This is a genomic window from Massilia cavernae (assembly GCF_003590855.1).
GTDB lineage: Bacteria > Pseudomonadota > Gammaproteobacteria > Burkholderiales > Burkholderiaceae_D > Telluria_A > Telluria_A cavernae.
Map to the genome: position 1 here is coordinate 25,980 of NZ_QYUP01000152.1, position 16,348 is coordinate 42,327.

The 16,348-nt window shown below is 63.3% G+C and carries 16 protein-coding genes; 7 read left to right on the forward strand and 9 right to left on the reverse strand.

Annotated elements, in window-relative coordinates; genetic code table 11:
- Window positions 1–60: 60 nt before the first annotated feature.
- Together D3872_RS20840 and D3872_RS20845 are read right to left on the reverse strand one after the other, a co-directional pair.
- Window positions 61–903, reverse strand: a complete 843-nt coding sequence (locus D3872_RS20840) for an HDOD domain-containing protein (RefSeq protein WP_119812611.1) — start codon at window positions 901–903, stop codon at window positions 61–63.
- Window positions 900–1,238, reverse strand: a complete 339-nt coding sequence (locus tag D3872_RS20845) for a hypothetical protein (RefSeq protein WP_119812612.1) — start codon at window positions 1,236–1,238, stop codon at window positions 900–902. Before D3872_RS20845 ends, D3872_RS20840 begins: the two co-directional genes overlap by 4 nt.
- Before the next feature lie 149 nt (window positions 1,239–1,387).
- On the opposite strand from D3872_RS20845, the gene D3872_RS20850 reads away from it, so the two are divergent.
- Window positions 1,388–1,822, forward strand: coding sequence for an MBL fold metallo-hydrolase (locus tag D3872_RS20850; protein ID WP_119812613.1), 435 nt, complete (start codon window positions 1,388–1,390; stop codon window positions 1,820–1,822).
- Here the strand turns inward: D3872_RS20850 and D3872_RS25360 are convergent.
- On the reverse strand, window positions 1,704–3,344 hold the full coding sequence (locus D3872_RS25360) for an IS1182 family transposase (RefSeq protein WP_182915880.1): 1,641 nt from the start codon (window positions 3,342–3,344) through the stop codon (window positions 1,704–1,706). The two genes, D3872_RS20850 and D3872_RS25360, sit on opposite strands and share 119 nt — an antisense overlap.
- Before the next feature lie 52 nt (window positions 3,345–3,396).
- On the opposite strand from D3872_RS25360, the gene D3872_RS20860 reads away from it, so the two are divergent.
- Complete coding sequence (locus D3872_RS20860; RefSeq protein WP_182915881.1) at window positions 3,397–3,945, forward strand: N-acyl homoserine lactonase family protein; 549 nt, start codon at window positions 3,397–3,399, stop codon at window positions 3,943–3,945.
- A gap of 4 nt (window positions 3,946–3,949) precedes the next feature.
- Here the strand turns inward: D3872_RS20860 and D3872_RS20865 are convergent, their stop codons facing one another.
- The 3 genes from D3872_RS20865 to D3872_RS27140 all read right to left on the reverse strand — a co-directional run bounded on the left by D3872_RS20865 (window position 3,950) and on the right by D3872_RS27140 (window position 6,130).
- Window positions 3,950–4,213 (reverse strand): hypothetical protein, encoded by a 264-nt coding sequence (locus D3872_RS20865; protein ID WP_119809238.1) that lies wholly within the window; start codon window positions 4,211–4,213, stop codon window positions 3,950–3,952.
- 32 nt (window positions 4,214–4,245) lie between these two features.
- Window positions 4,246–5,658, reverse strand: a complete 1,413-nt coding sequence (gene tnpC, locus D3872_RS20870) for an IS66 family transposase (RefSeq protein WP_119809239.1) — start codon at window positions 5,656–5,658, stop codon at window positions 4,246–4,248.
- A 337-nt stretch (window positions 5,659–5,995) separates the two neighbouring features.
- A complete protein-coding gene (locus D3872_RS27140; RefSeq protein ID WP_274381751.1) occupies window positions 5,996–6,130 on the reverse strand; it encodes a hypothetical protein in 135 nt (44 codons plus the stop codon).
- A gap of 417 nt (window positions 6,131–6,547) precedes the next feature.
- On the opposite strand from D3872_RS27140, the gene D3872_RS20875 reads away from it, so the two are divergent.
- Window positions 6,548–8,512 carry an AAA family ATPase gene (locus D3872_RS20875; RefSeq protein WP_119812615.1) on the forward strand — a complete coding sequence of 655 codons (1,965 nt, stop codon included), beginning with the start codon at window positions 6,548–6,550 and terminating at the stop codon, window positions 8,510–8,512.
- 70 nt (window positions 8,513–8,582) lie between these two features.
- On the opposite strand, the gene D3872_RS20880 is transcribed toward D3872_RS20875, so the two are convergent.
- Entirely contained in the window at window positions 8,583–10,289 is a 1,707-nt protein-coding gene (locus D3872_RS20880) for a cation:proton antiporter domain-containing protein (RefSeq protein WP_119812616.1), read from the reverse strand.
- Window positions 10,290–10,359: 70 nt separating this feature from the next.
- Window positions 10,360–10,995, reverse strand: coding sequence for a TetR/AcrR family transcriptional regulator (locus D3872_RS20885; RefSeq protein WP_119812617.1), 636 nt, complete (start codon window positions 10,993–10,995; stop codon window positions 10,360–10,362).
- Window positions 10,996–11,114: 119 nt separating this feature from the next.
- Here D3872_RS20885 and D3872_RS20890 point away from each other — a divergent pair, with 119 nt between their 5' ends.
- From D3872_RS20890 to D3872_RS20900, 3 genes are read left to right on the forward strand one after another with little or no spacing between them, the layout of a single operon-like run.
- Window positions 11,115–12,299 (forward strand): lipid-transfer protein, encoded by a 1,185-nt coding sequence (locus D3872_RS20890; protein ID WP_119812618.1) that lies wholly within the window; start codon window positions 11,115–11,117, stop codon window positions 12,297–12,299.
- A complete protein-coding gene (locus tag D3872_RS20895) occupies window positions 12,296–13,441 on the forward strand; it encodes an acyl-CoA dehydrogenase family protein (RefSeq protein ID WP_229459450.1) in 1,146 nt (381 codons plus the stop codon). The genes D3872_RS20890 and D3872_RS20895 overlap by 4 nt, the downstream gene beginning before the upstream one ends.
- Before the next feature lie 11 nt (window positions 13,442–13,452).
- The gene (locus D3872_RS20900) at window positions 13,453–14,607 is read left to right on the forward strand and encodes a CaiB/BaiF CoA transferase family protein (RefSeq protein ID WP_119812620.1); all 1,155 of its coding nucleotides are present in this window, start codon (window positions 13,453–13,455) and stop codon (window positions 14,605–14,607) included.
- 560 nt (window positions 14,608–15,167) lie between these two features.
- On the opposite strand, the gene D3872_RS20910 is transcribed toward D3872_RS20900, so the two are convergent.
- Window positions 15,168–15,833 carry a PEP-CTERM sorting domain-containing protein gene (locus D3872_RS20910; protein ID WP_119812621.1) on the reverse strand — a complete coding sequence of 222 codons (666 nt, stop codon included), beginning with the start codon at window positions 15,831–15,833 and terminating at the stop codon, window positions 15,168–15,170.
- A gap of 111 nt (window positions 15,834–15,944) precedes the next feature.
- Here D3872_RS20910 and D3872_RS20915 point away from each other — a divergent pair.
- On the forward strand, window positions 15,945–16,348 hold a 404-nt coding region (locus D3872_RS20915; protein ID WP_119812622.1), incomplete at its 3' end, for a DUF445 family protein.

The following is a 16,348-nucleotide window of genomic DNA, read 5'->3' on the forward strand; positions in this document are numbered from 1 at the left end:
GCATGTTGCGGCAGGCCCTGCCACGCCAGTGCGGCAGGTAAGCGAAGGGCTGCTGGCCGTTCAGGCCATCAGGATGGTGGAAATTTCGTCGAACTGCAGTTCCGTTTCGCGGAACACATGCAGGTAGGACTCTTCGTTGAGCCCCATCGCGGTCCATGCGACCGATGAGACTGCGGGTACGAGGTCGTCCGCTTCACCCGCAAGGTCCAGCGCATGGACGATTGCGTTCGCCACATGCACGATGGTGGCAAGAAGGCCCGCGCCGGGCGTTTCGGGGTCATGGTGCCTGGCGATGGCCTGCCGCATGGTATCGGAAAAGTTCCAGTGTCCGGCCAGGGCAACTCCCGCCTGGACATGATCCACCCCCAGCACCGCCCGCTCCGCTTCGAGCAGTTCGATGTCGACCGCCTTGCTGGCCGCGATCGCCTGCGCGTATTGCGCCGGGTAGGCCGACACCAGCACCTGGCGGCCTATGTCGTGCAGCAAGCCCGCCGTGAAGGCATAGTCCTGGTTGAACTTGACGCGCCTTGCCAGTACCTTGGCGCAGGCGGCGGTGGCGATCGCGTGGCGCCAGAAGGCGCGGTGGTCGAAGCCGGCGCACTGGGCTTGCGGGAAACAGCCGGTGACGGCCGCCGAGATGATCAGGTTGCGCGTGGTCTGGAAGCCGAGGAAGGTGATGGCCTGGCTGATGGTGGTGACCCTGACCTGCAGGCCGAACAGCGACGAGTTGGCCAGGCGCAGCACCTTGGCCGTCAGCGCCTGGTCGTGCGACACCTTCCTGGCGAGGACGGAAATGTCCACGTCCTCCTGGTCGATGCAGGTGAGCAGTTCCATCACCACCGCCGGCAGCGAGGGCAGGTCGTCCAGGGTGCGTACGACGTCGTCGAGTGCCAGGGCGGTCATTCCTCGATCCCCCGGTCCAGGCGGTAATCCTCGACGTAGCGGCGCAGCAGGCCGGTGGCCCAATCGTCGTGGTTGTCGATGCCGTTCTTTCGGAACAGGTGGGCGATGCGCTGTTGTACCTGGCCGGGATTGGCAGGCTCGGGCACCGCCGGCCCGCCCGGGAGCAGCACCGGGACCGCCTCGACGCCGTGGCGCGGAAGCAGGGCGATCGACTGGGTCGTCAGCACCGCGCCCTTGGGCAGCAGCATGTTGCCTTGCTCGTCCAGCAGTTCATCCGACAAAATCATTCCTGGTCTAATGTCTGCCAGCGCCAGGTGCTGGTAAGCAACGCTCATCGGATTCTCCATATCAATACAACGATCTTACCATCATGGCAAGACTCGTGGGCGCCCGAACGCCGCCATCGCCGTCTTGACCGGCGCAAGTAGACGGGGTTGTTTCGTTGTATTCTTGGCACTTGCCAACGCCAATACAAAGGAGAAACATGAAACTCTGGAAACGAGACCTGCCATCCCTGACACTCCGCGCCCTGTGCGCCGCCATTGCACTGATGTCCACGGCCGCTCCCGCGCTTGCCGCCAACCCGGCCGTCAAAGCGCTGCGCCTGTACGTGTTCGACTGCGGCACGGTCGAAGTGACCGACATTTCCTATTTCAGTCCCGGCGTCGACCAAGGCAAGAAGAAAACGCTGGCCGATTCCTGCTACCTGGTGGCCCATCCGAAGGGCACGCTAATGTGGGACGCGGGTTTTCCGGACAGCCTGGCTGGCAATCCCGAGGGCACCCAGGTCAGCCCGCGCTTCAAGAGGGTGTCGCAAAACGTTTTTCTGCGATCACATCAGGCCCGGGCGATGTTGTGGTTGAGGACGCAAGCCAAAAAAACGCGGCATGCGGCCGAAAAAACGTATGCGCCCCTCTGAGCGCGTATGGAACGGCGTAAAAGTAGAAAAACAGCGCCCTCAGCAGGGCAACCGCTCTGGACAAGTTGTACGCCATGACATGTAAGGCAAATTCGCGCTTGACCGCCTGTAGCCCACGTCGGCGAAAGCGATCCAGGCCCTGCTGACCGCGCAGGCTGCTGAACACTGGTTCGACGATCGCCTTGCGCTGGCTGAAAATGTAGCGCGCCTGGCGATGCTGCATCACGAGACGAAGCGCGTCCCGTTGTTCATCCTCGGGGTAGCGTTTGATGCGCCGCCCCTGCGCGGCCTTCGTACAGTTCGCACGCAGGCGGCAAGCTGTGCAGCTTGATGCCGCATACACGCTCACTGCCCGCGTGCGCGGTGTTTCTCCGCATTTGGAAATGAGGACCAAGGTTTGGCCGGCAGGGCATCGGTAAGTGTCGGTATGCGCGTCGTAGGTGAATGCGCTCTTGTGGTACAGCCCCTCCTCTTTGGTCTTGGCAGGCCACTGGCCCTCCGGACACAACAAGCTGATATCGCGTGTGAGCGTCGCGTCAATCACTTCATCATCGAAGTAGCCGGCGTCGAGCAGCAATTCCCTGACATCTTCTCCAGTCACGCGTGCACTTTGATCGAGCATCGGTGCGATCACCTTCGTCTCGCTCGATGGATCGATTTCGAAGGCTGTGATGATTCTGTCTGGATTTGCCAGTACCGATGGTTTGTACGACGCCGCAAACCCGTGTCCACGTTTCAGGCGCTGTACCATGGCCTCCGGTTCGCTGCCGCTGATACGCAAGGTCTCGACATTCTTGCCATTGCTGCGGCGCGCAGTCTGGCGCTGCTCGAAGAGTTCCTGGCATCGCGCACTGCGTTCCTGTTCCTGCTGCGCCGCCTGATTCTCCGGTGTGCGTTCTACGGCCTGGTGCGCCGCTGTTGCGCGCGCCTTGACGGCCTCTTCCTTGAGCAGATTGTAGTGCGAGCAAGCCGCTTCAATAACGGTGCCGTCACCGGCCAACCGAGCGCTGCCAGAACCCGTCGCTTTCAAAATCGACCCGGTCAGCGATTCAAAGAAATCCCGGGTCAGCGACGCTTCATGCTGGACGATGAAGCGTCCGATGTTGGCATGGTCCGGCGCGATGCCGCCGGTCACCCACATGCATCCGAGATCGAGTCGCGCCAGCCGTTCCAATTCGCGCAGGGAATGCACCCCTTGCATCACGCCGTACAGGATCAGGCCGACCATCAGTTGCGGCGCATAGGGAGCGCGGCCAGTTGCAGCGTAGCGCCGCTCAAACGCTTGCCAGTCTTGTGCTCCGAGCAGACGGGCCACGGTAAATGGAGCATGCTGGCCAGAACGCTTCAGATGTTCTTCCAGACGCATCGTCCCCAGGAAAATGGCGTTGGCATCGCCCGTCACGAAACGCCGACCGCTATGGACCGCCGTTTGCAGAGCCGGCGCATCCGAACCTGCCGGCACGCCGCCAAACAAATCGTACTGCGGAACGTCGGGCGAAGGTAATTTGCGGGTGCTGCTCATTGTCGGTTCCTGGCATTTCATTCTGAGCAATATTTTATCGCGCAGAGGGCTTTTGCGACACCCTCTCAAGGTGCGGGTGCCAAAGACGCTGGCGCAGCAGTTCAAGGCCATCGGCTATGAGCCGAAGGATGTGACCTACCTCGGCCTGTCGCACATGCATTTCGACCACATCGGCAACGTCGGCCTGTTCCCGGCCTCGACCTTGCTGATGCAGGACGAGGAATACGAAGCGGCGTTCGGCCCGGACAGCGCCAAGTACGGTAACGACCCGGCCAGCTATCCGACGCTGAAGGCCAACCCGGTGACAAGGCTGTCGGGCGATCATGACGTATTCGGCGACGGCAGCGTGGTCATCAAGCGCACGGCAGGCCACACGCCGGGCCACCAGTCGCTGTTCCTGAAGCTGCCCAAGACCGGCAACATCCTGCTGTCGGGCGACCTGGCGCACTTCAGCAAGAACTGGAAGCACCGCCGGGTGCCGAGCTTTAACTTCGACAAGGAAATGTCGGTCAAGGCGATGGACGACATGGCGAAGTTTATCAAGGACAACAAGGCGACTTTGTGGATCCAGCACGACCTGGAGCAGAACGCAAAAATGTAACTGTTCAGCCTGAATGACCAAAGCAATCCGCGTCATTCGCATCGGTGAAAGCGATGTCGCCTGGTTCGGCCTCCGCAATGCATTCCCACAGCCCGTCTTGATGCAGCGCGATCGAGTCTGCATTTCGCAAGTAGAACTCATCGGAATGCAGGCCGTCGATCAGGACCGGACGACGCACGCGCTTTTGTTTTCCGTTGATGAAGATAGTCATGAACTGCGCCTTCTCCCTCTTCTGGGCGGCGGTCAGTTTGCGCTTCGGTTTGGCCATGGGATTGATTGCGATTGCTGACTGTTCGGCCGCTACGCAGCTGGCATGATCGGATCGCCAGCAAATGCGCGGCGCAGCACTTCCAACATGCTGTATCCCTGTTTGCGTAGCGTGTCGAGGCAGGAGCGAATGATGCAGAAATTGTCGGCGCCAGCAATGGTGCGGAAGCAGCCCGATATTTTTTGCTTGACCTTGGGCATGCGGACGGCCCGTTCGGCAATATTGTTGGAGAACGGAACGGTCGGATCGGCGATGAAGCGCAAGATGGCGTCGGCGTGCAGCCGGAAGCGGCGCAGCAGGTTGTGGGCGTCGGACTGTTTGCAGCGACCGGATTTTCCGTCGGGCTTGAGTTGGGGAGGGTTCAGTTGTTCGCCTTGGCGCACGATGTCGTTGTAGACGGTGGTGAAGGCGGCGATGGCATCGGCATCAAATGGCCGGCCCTGCTGTCGCGCCGCCGCGCTCAGTCGTTGGGCGTTGAGCAGCAGTTCCGTCATGGCGGTCGGCCATTGCTGGCCAGTCACTTCCTGCGCATACACCAGTTCTCGAAGGAGATGGGCATTGCACAAGGCATGCAGGCCATCGTCGAGTTTCCAGTATGGGGCCCAGCAATCATGCACCAGAACGCCGATGCGTTTGGGGAGAATGCCATGCGCGACGATGGCGTCCAAGCCGCGCTTTGCGTGCATGCCATACCAGGTCAGTTCCGCCGTGGCCGCCACATGCATCCAGTGCAGTTTGCCGTCGACGCGCAAGCCCGATTCGTCGGCGCACAGCACTGGCGCGTGGTGCAATTGCCGCGCTATCAGGTCGGCTGTGCCCTGCAGGGCCAGGCTCGCTTCGCCAACCCAGGCAAGCAGGGTTGCCGGCGACACAGACAAGCCCGTCATCTCGCCAATCAACTCGGCGGCGCGGGCATATGGCAGCATCTGGCCCTGGGTCAGATGCACCCCCAGTGCGCGCACGTTCGGGCCGTATTGCGCGAGGTCGCCGACCGCAGCGGGGAAGACGCTGTCGTGCCGCTGACCGCAGGCGCAGACCACCGTGTAGACACGGTGTTCCACCACCTCGAAACACATCGTCGGCACATCGAATACCTGACGGCGCTCCAGCACGTGCGCCTGTTCGAGCGCCAGCGCACTGTGGCAGCGGTTGCAATGCGACGGCGGAGGATGATCCTTCGTGCTGGTGGGCTCGGCCACCCGCTTGAGGGTACTGCCTTTATGGCCCGGCTGGCCGCCAACCGCCTTGCCCGACTTGCCGCGCAAGGAACTGGTCTTCTGCTTCTTGGCCAGTCCATCCGAGGATGGTGGCTTGCTCGAATTCTGGCTGTTCATGCCCAGCTTTGCTTCGACCGCATCCAAGCGCGAAAACAGCGCGTCGATGAGTCTGTCCTTGTCCTGATGGGACAACTGCGTGAGGTCGGGACGGGGCGGTTTCGGTGGCATGACAACATGATGCGGCAACTGTACAAAGTTTACAACCGCTGATTGCTTCGGTCATTCAGGCTGAACAGTTACGCAAAAATCAAACACGTGCCGAAGTACTACGAATAAGGCAAAAAAAATCCCGCACACGCTGCGGGATTTTTTTCGGGCAGGCTGCCGCCGCCAGTTAGCATGTTGCGTTGCAGCAAAAATGACGGCTTTTGGTTCGTCTTATTTAACGATGGCGCCGTGGGTTCTCCAACGCCCGTTCGATTGAGGCAGGCGCCTTATCGACCATTTCTCAGCGTAAATTTTGTGTCGAAATATGCCGCTGCGACGCGGAAAATTCCTACCGGTGTTATTCTCTGTCTTGCGTCAACAAACCGAGGCAGTACGCATCATCCGACAGGTCGATGAGACCGCCAAGATGGTCTTCCTGCGGGGCAAAACCAGGATTCAGGAAACGTTGGAAGAATGCAAATAAGCGGCTCATAACAGATCGTCCATTGAATAAGTAATACGATAATGGATCGGCTATCCTGACTCATCAAGTCTTGATACGAACTGTTACGAACTCGGCCATTTTTATCGCTTGGCCAATAATGTTTGCCAGCTTCACAATCCATTCAATTGCCGGTCTGTCCACAGCTGTTGCGCAGCACAATTTTTTCTCAAAAACAGTTTGCGTGCGCCTTTTTTTTGAGGGTATAGTCTCCACATCCCTCTTGCCTTCAAGCACTAGACAGATGGCAAGAAAACCATATCCGGGCCAGCTTTTCCCGGCACATGTATAGCGACGTTGATGAACCAATATCGAGCGTTGCTGTCGCCACCGCGCCCCAGGCGCGCGGCATACACAAGCTACTAACGATGTTGCGGTACCTGCGTCCACTATTCATAAAGTCACTACATGTCAAATCTCGCCAAACTCCAGGTCGCTTTCAAGAACGTCTACGTGCGCATCGGCGCCGGACTCCTTCTCGCCACTGTGATTGGCCTGGCCATCTACAAGAACGATGTGCCCCAGGACCCGAGCCCTGTGGTCTATTCGCAAAACATCTCCGAGATCACCGGCCTGGCCGCCCAGAAAGGGCGGCTGGACTACCTGATGGTGGCCAAGCCGCTGTCGGAAGCGCCGCGCTACATCTACAAGTTCAAGGACGCGCCGCAGCTGCACGTGGTCAAGGTGCCAAGCACCTCGCACCTGTCGCTCGAACGCGAAGTGCTGCTGAAGAACGCGATTCCCTATTCGATCGCCAAGGACGACTACCTGGCCTCGCGCAAGGCCGTGCTGCTGGATGAAGGCCAGAACGCCGCCACCGAACAGGCGCTGGCCTTCCTCAAGAAGCACGCGCTCGACATCGCCATCATTCTGCTGCTGATCTACGTGCTGAAGTTCGGCATTCCCGGCATGGGCGTGAGCGCCTCCGTGATCGCGCCGGACAAGCTCAAGGGCAGCATGGACGACCTGATCGGCATGGACGACATCAAGCAGGAAGTGCTGCACCTGGAAGACATGATCCGCAACCGCGCGGAATACAAGTCGCACAATATCGACAAGCCGTTCAACGTGATGCTGACCGGGCCTGCGGGCACCGGCAAGACCAAGCTGGTCGGCTACCTCGCCAAGCGCCTGGACGTGCCGCTGATCCAGGCTTCCGGCTCGGCGCTGGAGTCGGGCTACGTCGGCGGCGGCTCCAAGGCGCTGAACGCGCTGTACCGCAAGGCCTGCAAGCAGGGCAGCTGCATCATCTTCCTGGATGAAGCGCAAACCCTGTTCACCCCGCGCGGCCGCGGCGAAAAGAAATGGGAAGACGACACCGCCAACACCCTGCTGGGGCTGCTGGACGGCGTCAAGAGCGACAAGGGCGCGGGCGTGATCTGGGTGGTGGCGTCGAACTTCGACGACGCATCGACCGAGATGGACGAAGCGATGCTGCGCCGCTTCTCGGTGAAGATCAACTTCCGCCTGCCGAACAAGTCGGAGCGTAGCGAACTGCTGCGCACCTTCCTCAAGCGCAAGAAGGAAGGACTGGTCGATTGGAGCAAGCTCGACCTGGACCAGGTTGCCGAGATGACCGCCAACCTGAGCCCGGCGCTTCTGGAGACCGTGGTCGAGCGCGCCAGCATGATCTCGATCCAGGAAAAGCTGATCATCGACACCGACCTGATGTTCCGCGCCTTCGAGCGCGCGACCCTGGGCCTGACCGACCGCGCCACCACGGCGGAAAAGCACAAGCAGCGCGAAAGGGTGGCGCTGCACGAGCTGGGCCACTTCTTCATGCAGATCGATCCCTACCTGCGGGCCGGCATGACGCTGGACGAGGTGAAGGAAAAGTCGCACCTGCTGAAGATCAGCACCGAATCGGTATCGAAGCTGGGCGCGCTGGGTTATGTGCTGCAGTCCGGCGACGACGTGTCGCTGCGCACGCTGGAAGAACTCGAGCGCGACGTGATCCAGCTGTACGGCGGCGTGGCGGCGGAAGAACTGTTCTACGGCGCGCGCGGCATTTCGGTGGGCAGCCAGAACGACATCGAAAAAGCGACCAAAATGCTGAACCTGATGGTCAACCGCCTGTCGATGTACTCGCGCTCGAAGATCGACTATTCGCAGCTGAAGCAGGAAGGCAGCGACAACCCGACGATCCGGCAGGTCGAGGAAAAGTCGGACGAGCTGTACAGCTACACCCTGGGCGCAATCCGCGACTACAAGGCCGTGATCGAATCGCTCAAGGACACGCTGCTGGACCAGTACGTGCTGTCGAAGGATGCCGTGTTCGCGCTGCTGGAAGAGCGCCGCGAGCTGCTGATGGCGCACCTGACCGGCCCGCGCAACGCCGGCCTGCATCTCTGCACCGAGGGCGAAGCCGCCTGAGCGCACGCAACAAGCTGAAACGAGAACGGGGCCCGCGGGCCCCGTTTTTCGTGAAGAACTCAGGAAGCACCTAGCCGTGCCCGTGGCCGGGTTCGGCGGCGAGATTGTCGAGCACATGGCGCGCCATGCTGGAGGCGAGCTCCTGTTCGCCGAGGAAGATTTTCGCCGACGTCTCGTTCCGCAGCAGCGCGGCTTCTTCTTCGTTATGCGTGCGGATGACGATCCGGATGTCCGGATTGAGTGCGCGCGCGGTCTCCGTCATGGCCCGCACGTGGAAGGTGTCCGGCGTCGCGATCACCAGCATCGACGCCCGCGCGATGTGAGCCTGGATCAGCACCGCCGGCTCGCCGGCATTGCCGGCCACCGCGGGGATGTTGTTCGCGCGTAGTTCTTCGACCAGCTCGCGGTTCTGCTCGGCCACCACGAAGTGCACGCCTCCCGCGGCCAGCGCATTGGCGATCTTGCGGCCCACGCGCCCGTACCCGACCAGCACCACCTGCCCGCTCAGCTTCTCGTGCTCCACCGTCATCGGCAGCTGCGCCAGCGGGTCGTCGGTGCGTTCGAACTTGCGCGCGAGGTGGGACTTGGAGCGCAGCCAGTTCTGCAGCGGTTCGACCGCCTTGAACAGCAGCGGGTTGAGCGCGATCGAGATGATCGCGCCGGCCAGGATCAGGCTCTGTCCCTCGGCCGGCAGCAGCCCGAGCGACATGCCGAGCGCCGCCAGGATGAAGGAGAACTCGCCGATCTGCGCCAGGCTGGCCGATACCGTGATCGCGGTGTTGAGCGGGTAGCGCAGCGCGATCACCAGCAGGAAGGCGGCGAGCGACTTGCCGAACATGATGACGGCCACCACGGCCACCACCTTCCACGGACTGTTCACCAGCACCATCGGGTCGAACAGCATGCCGACCGAGACGAAGAACAGTACCGAGAATGCGTCGCGCAGCGGCAGCGATTCGTGCGCGGCGCGGTGGCTCAGTTCCGATTCGCGCAGTACCATGCCGGCGAAAAAGGCACCCAGGGCGAACGACACGCCGAACAGTTCCGACGAGCCGTAGGCGATGCCGACTGCGGTGGCGATCACCGCCAGCGTGAACAGCTCGCGCGAGCCGGTGGTCGCGACGCGCCACAGGAACCACGGGAACAGCTTGCGGCCGATGAGCATCATGAAGGCGAGGAAGGCCGCCACCTGGCCGAGCGTGAGCACCATGGCCTTCAGCAGCCCGCCTTCGCTGCCCGCGCCGGTGCCGCCCAGCGAACCGGCGACCGCCGGCAGCAGCACCAGCACCAGCACCGTCACCAGGTCCTCGACCACCAGCCAGCCGACCGCGATGCGGCCATTGAACGAGTCGAGTATGCCGCGGTCCTCCAGCGCCCGCAGCAGCACCACCGTGCTGGCCACCGACAACGACAGCCCGAACACCAGGCCGGCGCCCAGGCTCCATCCCCACAGGTGGGCCAGGCCGATGCCCATTCCGGTGGCGACGGCGATCTGCAGCACCGCCCCGGGCAGCGCGATGCCGCGCACTTCGAGCAGGTCCTTGAGGGAGAAGTGCAGGCCGACGCCGAACATCAGCAGCATCACGCCGATCTCGGCCAGTTGGCCGGCCAGCGCCACGTCGGCCACGATGCCCGGTGTGGCCGGGCCGATCATGATGCCGGCAGCGAGATAACCCACCAGTGCGGGCAGCTTGAGGCGCACCGCCAGCATGCCGAAGAGAAGGCCGAAACCGAGGGCAGCCGCGATGGTCGTTATCAGGCTGATGTTGTGATGCATGCGGTCGCCCCTTTTCGCTTTGTCGGAAAGCCAAGTATAAGCGACGGGGGGCGGGCGCGAAAAAAGGGGGCTAGGGAAGCGTCGCCAGTGCCACCAGCGCCTTGCGCACCGAGGCGCGCACCGCCTCGAATTCGGCGGCGCGCCGGGTGCGGTCGAGGCGGAACAGCATCAGGCCCTCGACCTGGGCCACGATCAGGATCGCGCGCTGCATGGTCTCGGCGTCGCCAAGGCCGGGCGCAAGGCCGCGGATCAGGTGGAAGATGGTCTTGCGCTCGCGCGCCATCATGAGGTCCATCAGCGTCGACGCGAACGGGTTGCGCGAGGCCAGCGCCCAGATCTCGAAGAAGATCGCGTGCGTCACCGGGTCGGTGATCTCGTCCAGGAACATGTCGACGGTGGACAGGAATCGGTCGATCCGCGAGTCGCTCTGCATCGCGGCCGATATCGCATCGATCTTGGCCTGGAACACGTCCATCGTATACAGCAGCAAGGCTTCCAGCAGCGCGTCCTTGCTCTGGTAGTAGTGCTGGACGTTGGACAGGCTGATGCCCACTTCGGCCGCCACCCGCCGCATCGACAGTCCGGCATAGCCTTCGGCGGCGAGGATGACGCGCGCGGCCTGCAAGATATCTTGCGCGCGGCCGAGGCCTTTTCCGGTGGTGGCCGAGGCTTTTTTCTTCAGTGCGGTGGCGAGGGAGGCAGGCATGGCAGGATTATCGCATGGCGCTTTTAAAAATAGTACGACTGACCTATAATCGGCCTCTCAGGTCGTGCGACGCGACCAAATCCAGATGATCAATCCGGGCATTCATTCAGGAGACCTCGATGAGCCGCAATGTCTATGTAACCGGTGTGGGCATGATCCCGTTCGCCAAGCCGGGCGCCAGCGCGCCTTACGACCAGATGGGCGCACAGGCCGCGCGCCAGGCGCTGGAGGATGCGGACCTGTGCTACGGCGATATCGAGCAGGCTTACGCCGGCTACGTGTACGGCGACTCCACCAGCGGCCAGAAGGCGCTATACCAGGTCGGCATGACCGGCATCCCGATCGTCAACGTCAACAACAACTGCTCGACCGGCTCCACTGCGCTGTACCTGGCGCGCCAGGCGATTGCCAGCGGCGCCGCCGAATGCGTGCTGGTGCTGGGCTTCGAGCAGATGAGCCCCGGCGCACTTGCCTCGGTGTTCACCGATCGTCCCAGCCCGTTCGACCCGTTCGACGCGGTCACCGATGAACTGGTCGGCAAGCCCGAAATCCCGTTGGCGCTGCGCTACTTCGGCGGCGCCGGCCTGTCGCACATGGAAAAATACGGTACCCCGCTGGAGGCTTTCGCGAAGATCCGCGCCAAGGCCAGCCGCCATGCGGCCAACAACCCGCTGGCGCTGTTCAGGAAAGTGGTGACGCCGCAGGAGGTGCTGGAGTCGCCCGCCATCTGGCCGGGCGTGATGACGCGCCTGATGGCCTGCCCGCCCACCTGCGGCGCGGCCGCGGCGGTGCTGGTGTCCGAAGAATTCGCGAAGAAGCGCGGCCTGAAGGCGGACGTCTATATCGCCGCCCAGTCCATGACCACCGACCGTCCCGGTACTTTCGATTCGCGCGACATGATGCGCGTGGTCGGCTACGACATGAGCTGCGAGGCGGCGGCCAAGGTGTACGCGCAGTCCGGCCTGGGCCCGGAAGACCTCGACGTGGTCGAGCTGCACGACTGCTTCGCCCATAACGAGCTGATCACCTACGAGGCGCTGGGCCTGTGTCCGGAAGGCGGCGCCGACAAGTTCATCAGCGAAGGCGGCAACACCTACGGCGGCAAGGTCGTCACCAACCCGTCCGGCGGCCTGCTGTCGAAAGGCCACCCGCTGGGCGCCACCGGCCTTGCGCAGTGCTTCGAACTGACCCACCAGCTGCGCGGCAGCGCCGGCGCGCGCCAGGTCGACGGCGCGCGCGTCGCCCTGCAGCATAATCTCGGCCTGGGCGGCGCCTGCGTGGTCACCATGTACCGGACCGCATGATGGAGTACGCCTCCCCTTGGATGGACGCGGAGCTGGAAGGCTTCCGCGATTCCGTGCGCCGCTTCGTGGGCAGCGAGATCGTGCCGCACCAGGAACGCTGGCGCAAGCAGCAGCACGTCGACCGCGCGTTGTGGAACAAGGGCGGCGACATGGGCCTGCTGCTGGCCGACATACCCGAGCAGTACGGCGGCTCGGGCGGCAGCTTCGCCCACATGGCCGTGGTGTTCGAGGAGCTGGGCTACGCCGGCGACATGGCCTTCGGCATCCACGTGCACGCCATCGTCGCCCACTACATCCTCAACCAGGGCACCGAGGAACAGAAACTGAAGTACCTGCCCCTGCTTGCCAGCGGCGAGATGGTGGCAGCGATCGCCATGTCCGAGCCGGGCGCCGGCTCCGACCTGAAGGGCATCCGCACCAGCGCCACCCGCGGCGCCGATGGCTACAAGGTCAATGGCTCCAAGACCTTCATCTCGAACGGCTACCTGGCCGACCTGGTGCTGGTCGTGGCCAAGACCGACCCCGACGCGGGCGCCAAAGGCATATCGCTGCTGCTGCTCGAAACGAAAGGCAATCCGGGGTTCCGGGTCGGCCGCATCCTCGAGAAGGTCGGCCAGAAGGGCCAGGACACCTGCGAGCTGTTCTTCGACGACGCCCATGTGCCGATGGAGAACGTGCTGGGCGGCGTGGAGGGCCGCGGCTTCGCCCAGCTGATGACCGAGCTGCCCTACGAGCGCACCATCCTTGGCGTGGCCGGCGTGGCCGCGATCGAGCGCGCGCTCAAGCTCACGGTCGAGCATACGCGCGAGCGCAAGGCCTTCGGCCAAGCCCTGTTCGAGATGCAGAATACCCGCTTCGTGCTGGCCGAGATCAAGACCGAGGCCACCATCGCGCGCATCTTCATCGACCGCTGCATCGAGGACATGATCGCCGGCCGCATGGACACCGTGCAGGCGTCGATGGCGAAGTACTGGATCTCCGACCTGCAGTGCAAGGTGATCGACCAGTGCGTGCAGCTGTTCGGCGGCTACGGCTACATGCTCGAGTACCCGATCGCCCAGATGTACGTGGACGCCCGCGTGCAGCGCATCTACGGCGGCGCCAACGAGATCATGAAAGAAATCATCGCACGCTCACTGTAAGAGGCAGGCATATGGCTGGACCGCTGGCAGGCATCAAGGTCATCGAAATGGTGGGACTCGGGCCGTGCCCGTTTGCCGCCATGATGTTGGCGGACATGGGCGCGGAAGTGATCCGCATCGACCGCATCACGCCGCCCGCGGCGAGCAACCCGTTCCCCATCCTCGGCACCCGGTTCGACGTGCTGGCGCGTGGGCGCCGCTCGCTCGCGCTCGACCTGAAGAACCCGGAAGCGCGCGAAGTGGTGCTGGCGCTGGCCGGCCAGGCCGACGTGCTGCTGGAAGGATTCCGTCCCGGCGTGATGGAGCGGCTCGGGCTTGGTCCGGATGCCTGCCAGGCGCGCAACCCGAAACTGGTATTCGGCCGTGTCACCGGATGGGGCCAGGACGGCCCGCTGGCACAGGCCGCCGGCCACGACCTCAATTACATCGCGCTGACCGGCATGCTGCATGCGATGGGCCGCGAAGGCAGCCCGCCCGCGCCGCCCCTGAACCTGGTCGGCGACTTCGGCGGCGGCGCCATGATGCTGGCCTTCGGCGTGGTCTGCGCGATGCTGGAGGCGCGCACGTCCGGCAAGGGCCAGGTCGTGGACGCGGCCATGACCGACGGCGCGGCCCTGCTGGGCGCGATGATCTACGGTTTCCGCGCCTACGGCGACTGGAGCCGCAAGCGCGAAGCCAACCTGCTCGACGGCGGCGCGCCGTTCTACGACACCTATGCCTGCGCCGACGGCAAGTTCATCTCCATCGGTTCTATCGAACCGCAGTTCTATGCGCTGCTGCTGCAGCTGGCCGGCGTGACCGACCCCGCCTTCAATGCGCAGATGGACCGCAGCCAGTGGCACACGCTGAAGGCCAGGCTGGCCGCCGTGTTCCGTACGCGCCCGCGCGGCGAGTGGTGCGAGCTGATGGAAGGTACCGACGTCTGCTTCGCGCCCGTGCTCGACATGGGCGAGGCGCCCGGGCACTTCCACAACAAGGCGCGCGGCACCTTCGTCACCGTCGATGGCGTCGTCCAGCCGGCGCCGGCGCCGCGCTTCTCGCGCACCGTTCCCGAAACCGGCTTGCCGCCGGCCGCAGCGGGCGCGCACAGCGCCGCAATCCTGCGCGACTGGGGCTGGAGCGCCGAACAGGTCGAGGCGCTGGCCGCGCGCAAGGTGATCGGCTAGGCCGAAACCCTACGCTGCCTGCAACACCGCATCCAGGCCCGGGCGGATTTCCACTGGAAAGAAAAGCATTTGTGTTGACTGGACAATAATCTCCTTATGGCATTGCCGAACACGCTTGGAGACGCCGTCCAGTTGTGTTAAATGTAAGATCTTGGAGGCCAGGCTGCGGAGGTGCTATGGATGGAATGCTGCGCATAAATTCGCCGGCGCCGCTGTGCGTGGACGGATACCTCGAGGCCGAGGCGGCACAAGGGCGCGACCTGTTCGCGGTCGCCAAATGCCTGGTGCCGACCGACGCCTACCTGGTGCAGGGCTGCCTGGTCGCTTCCGGCATTCCCGCGGTGGTGGCCGACGCCAACCACGTGCAGGCCGACCTGCTGATCGCGCCCGCCCTCGCGGCGTGCGCATCCTGGTGCCCGCGTCGTTTGTCGACGAGGCGCACAGCGTGCTCGATGCCTTCGAGCGCGGCGCGTATGCGCTGGACGAGGATGCCGACGTCGGCGCGCCGGAATGAAAAAAGCCCGCACTTGGCGGGCTTCCTTGCGGCACAGGCCGGGAGATTAGCTGGCTGCTGCCTTGTTCTTGCGGCGCGCTGCCGCGAAGCCGATCATGCCGATGCCCAGCAGCGCAAACGCGCCAGGTTCCGGTACTGCGGTTCCGTTCAGGGTGATGTCGCGTCCGACGTCGGCCATGCTGCAGCCCGCGCCGGGGCACTCGTGGTTGGCGAAACCGAACTGGCCACCGGCGGTGGAGGTGACGTAGAAGCGCAGCGTGGTGGTGCCGCCCAGGGCGCCCAGGGCGTCGAAATCGAAATCGCCCATGGTGACGTCGGCATTGCCCCAGCTGAAGGAGTCGATGTTCGATGCAAAGTTGTCGGCGCTGCTGCGCACGTACATCGTCGCCGGCGCGTTAACGGTCGATTCGGTCGAGAAGGTCATCTTGTTCAGCACATAGCCGCTGGTGCCGGTGACGGAGAGCTGGAAGTACTTGTTCAGGTCGACTGCGCTGCCCCAGCCGCTGAAGTAGAAGTGATTGTCGAAGGCGCTGCCGGTCAGGCCGACCGCGGTCAGCGCGCTCAGGGTGTAGCCTGGCGCGCTGGTGGCGACCGGGGTGGTCTGGACGGCGGACGATGCCAGGTTCCAGGTGCCGATCACGGTGGCATGGGCCGCGTTGGCCAGGCTGAGGGCTGCGATGGCGCCGGCGACGAGCAATTTCTTGGAAATCATCTGTTGTCCTTCGATGTGGGTTGTTTAGTTTTATTTAATTATTCTTGCAACTAGTCATTAATAATATCATAAGAGAAATTGCAGTGTTGACTGATATTTACGTTCTGTTGTATGGGCGCATCTAAAGAGGCCGAGCTACGCCGTGCGAAACAGGTCGCCCTGGCCTTCCTGGCGGGCGCCGCGGCGATTTTCGCCGTTACCCTGTTCCTGCCACGCGCATGGTGGGTCGAGCTGCTGGCCGCCTTTTCCGAAGCGGCGATGGTGGGCGCGCTGGCCGACTGGTTCGCGGTGGTGGCGCTGTTCCGGCGCGTGCCGATCCCTTATGTGTCGCGCCATACCGAGATCATCCCCGCCAACCAGGAAAAGATTGCCGACAACCTGGCCCAGTTCGTGCGAGAGAAGTTCCTCGATACCGAGTCGCTGGTGGGCCTGATCCGCCGCCACGATCCGGCCGCGCGGGTGGCCGAGTGGCTGACCCAGCCCGACCATACCCGCCAGCTGGGCGGCCAGTTGGT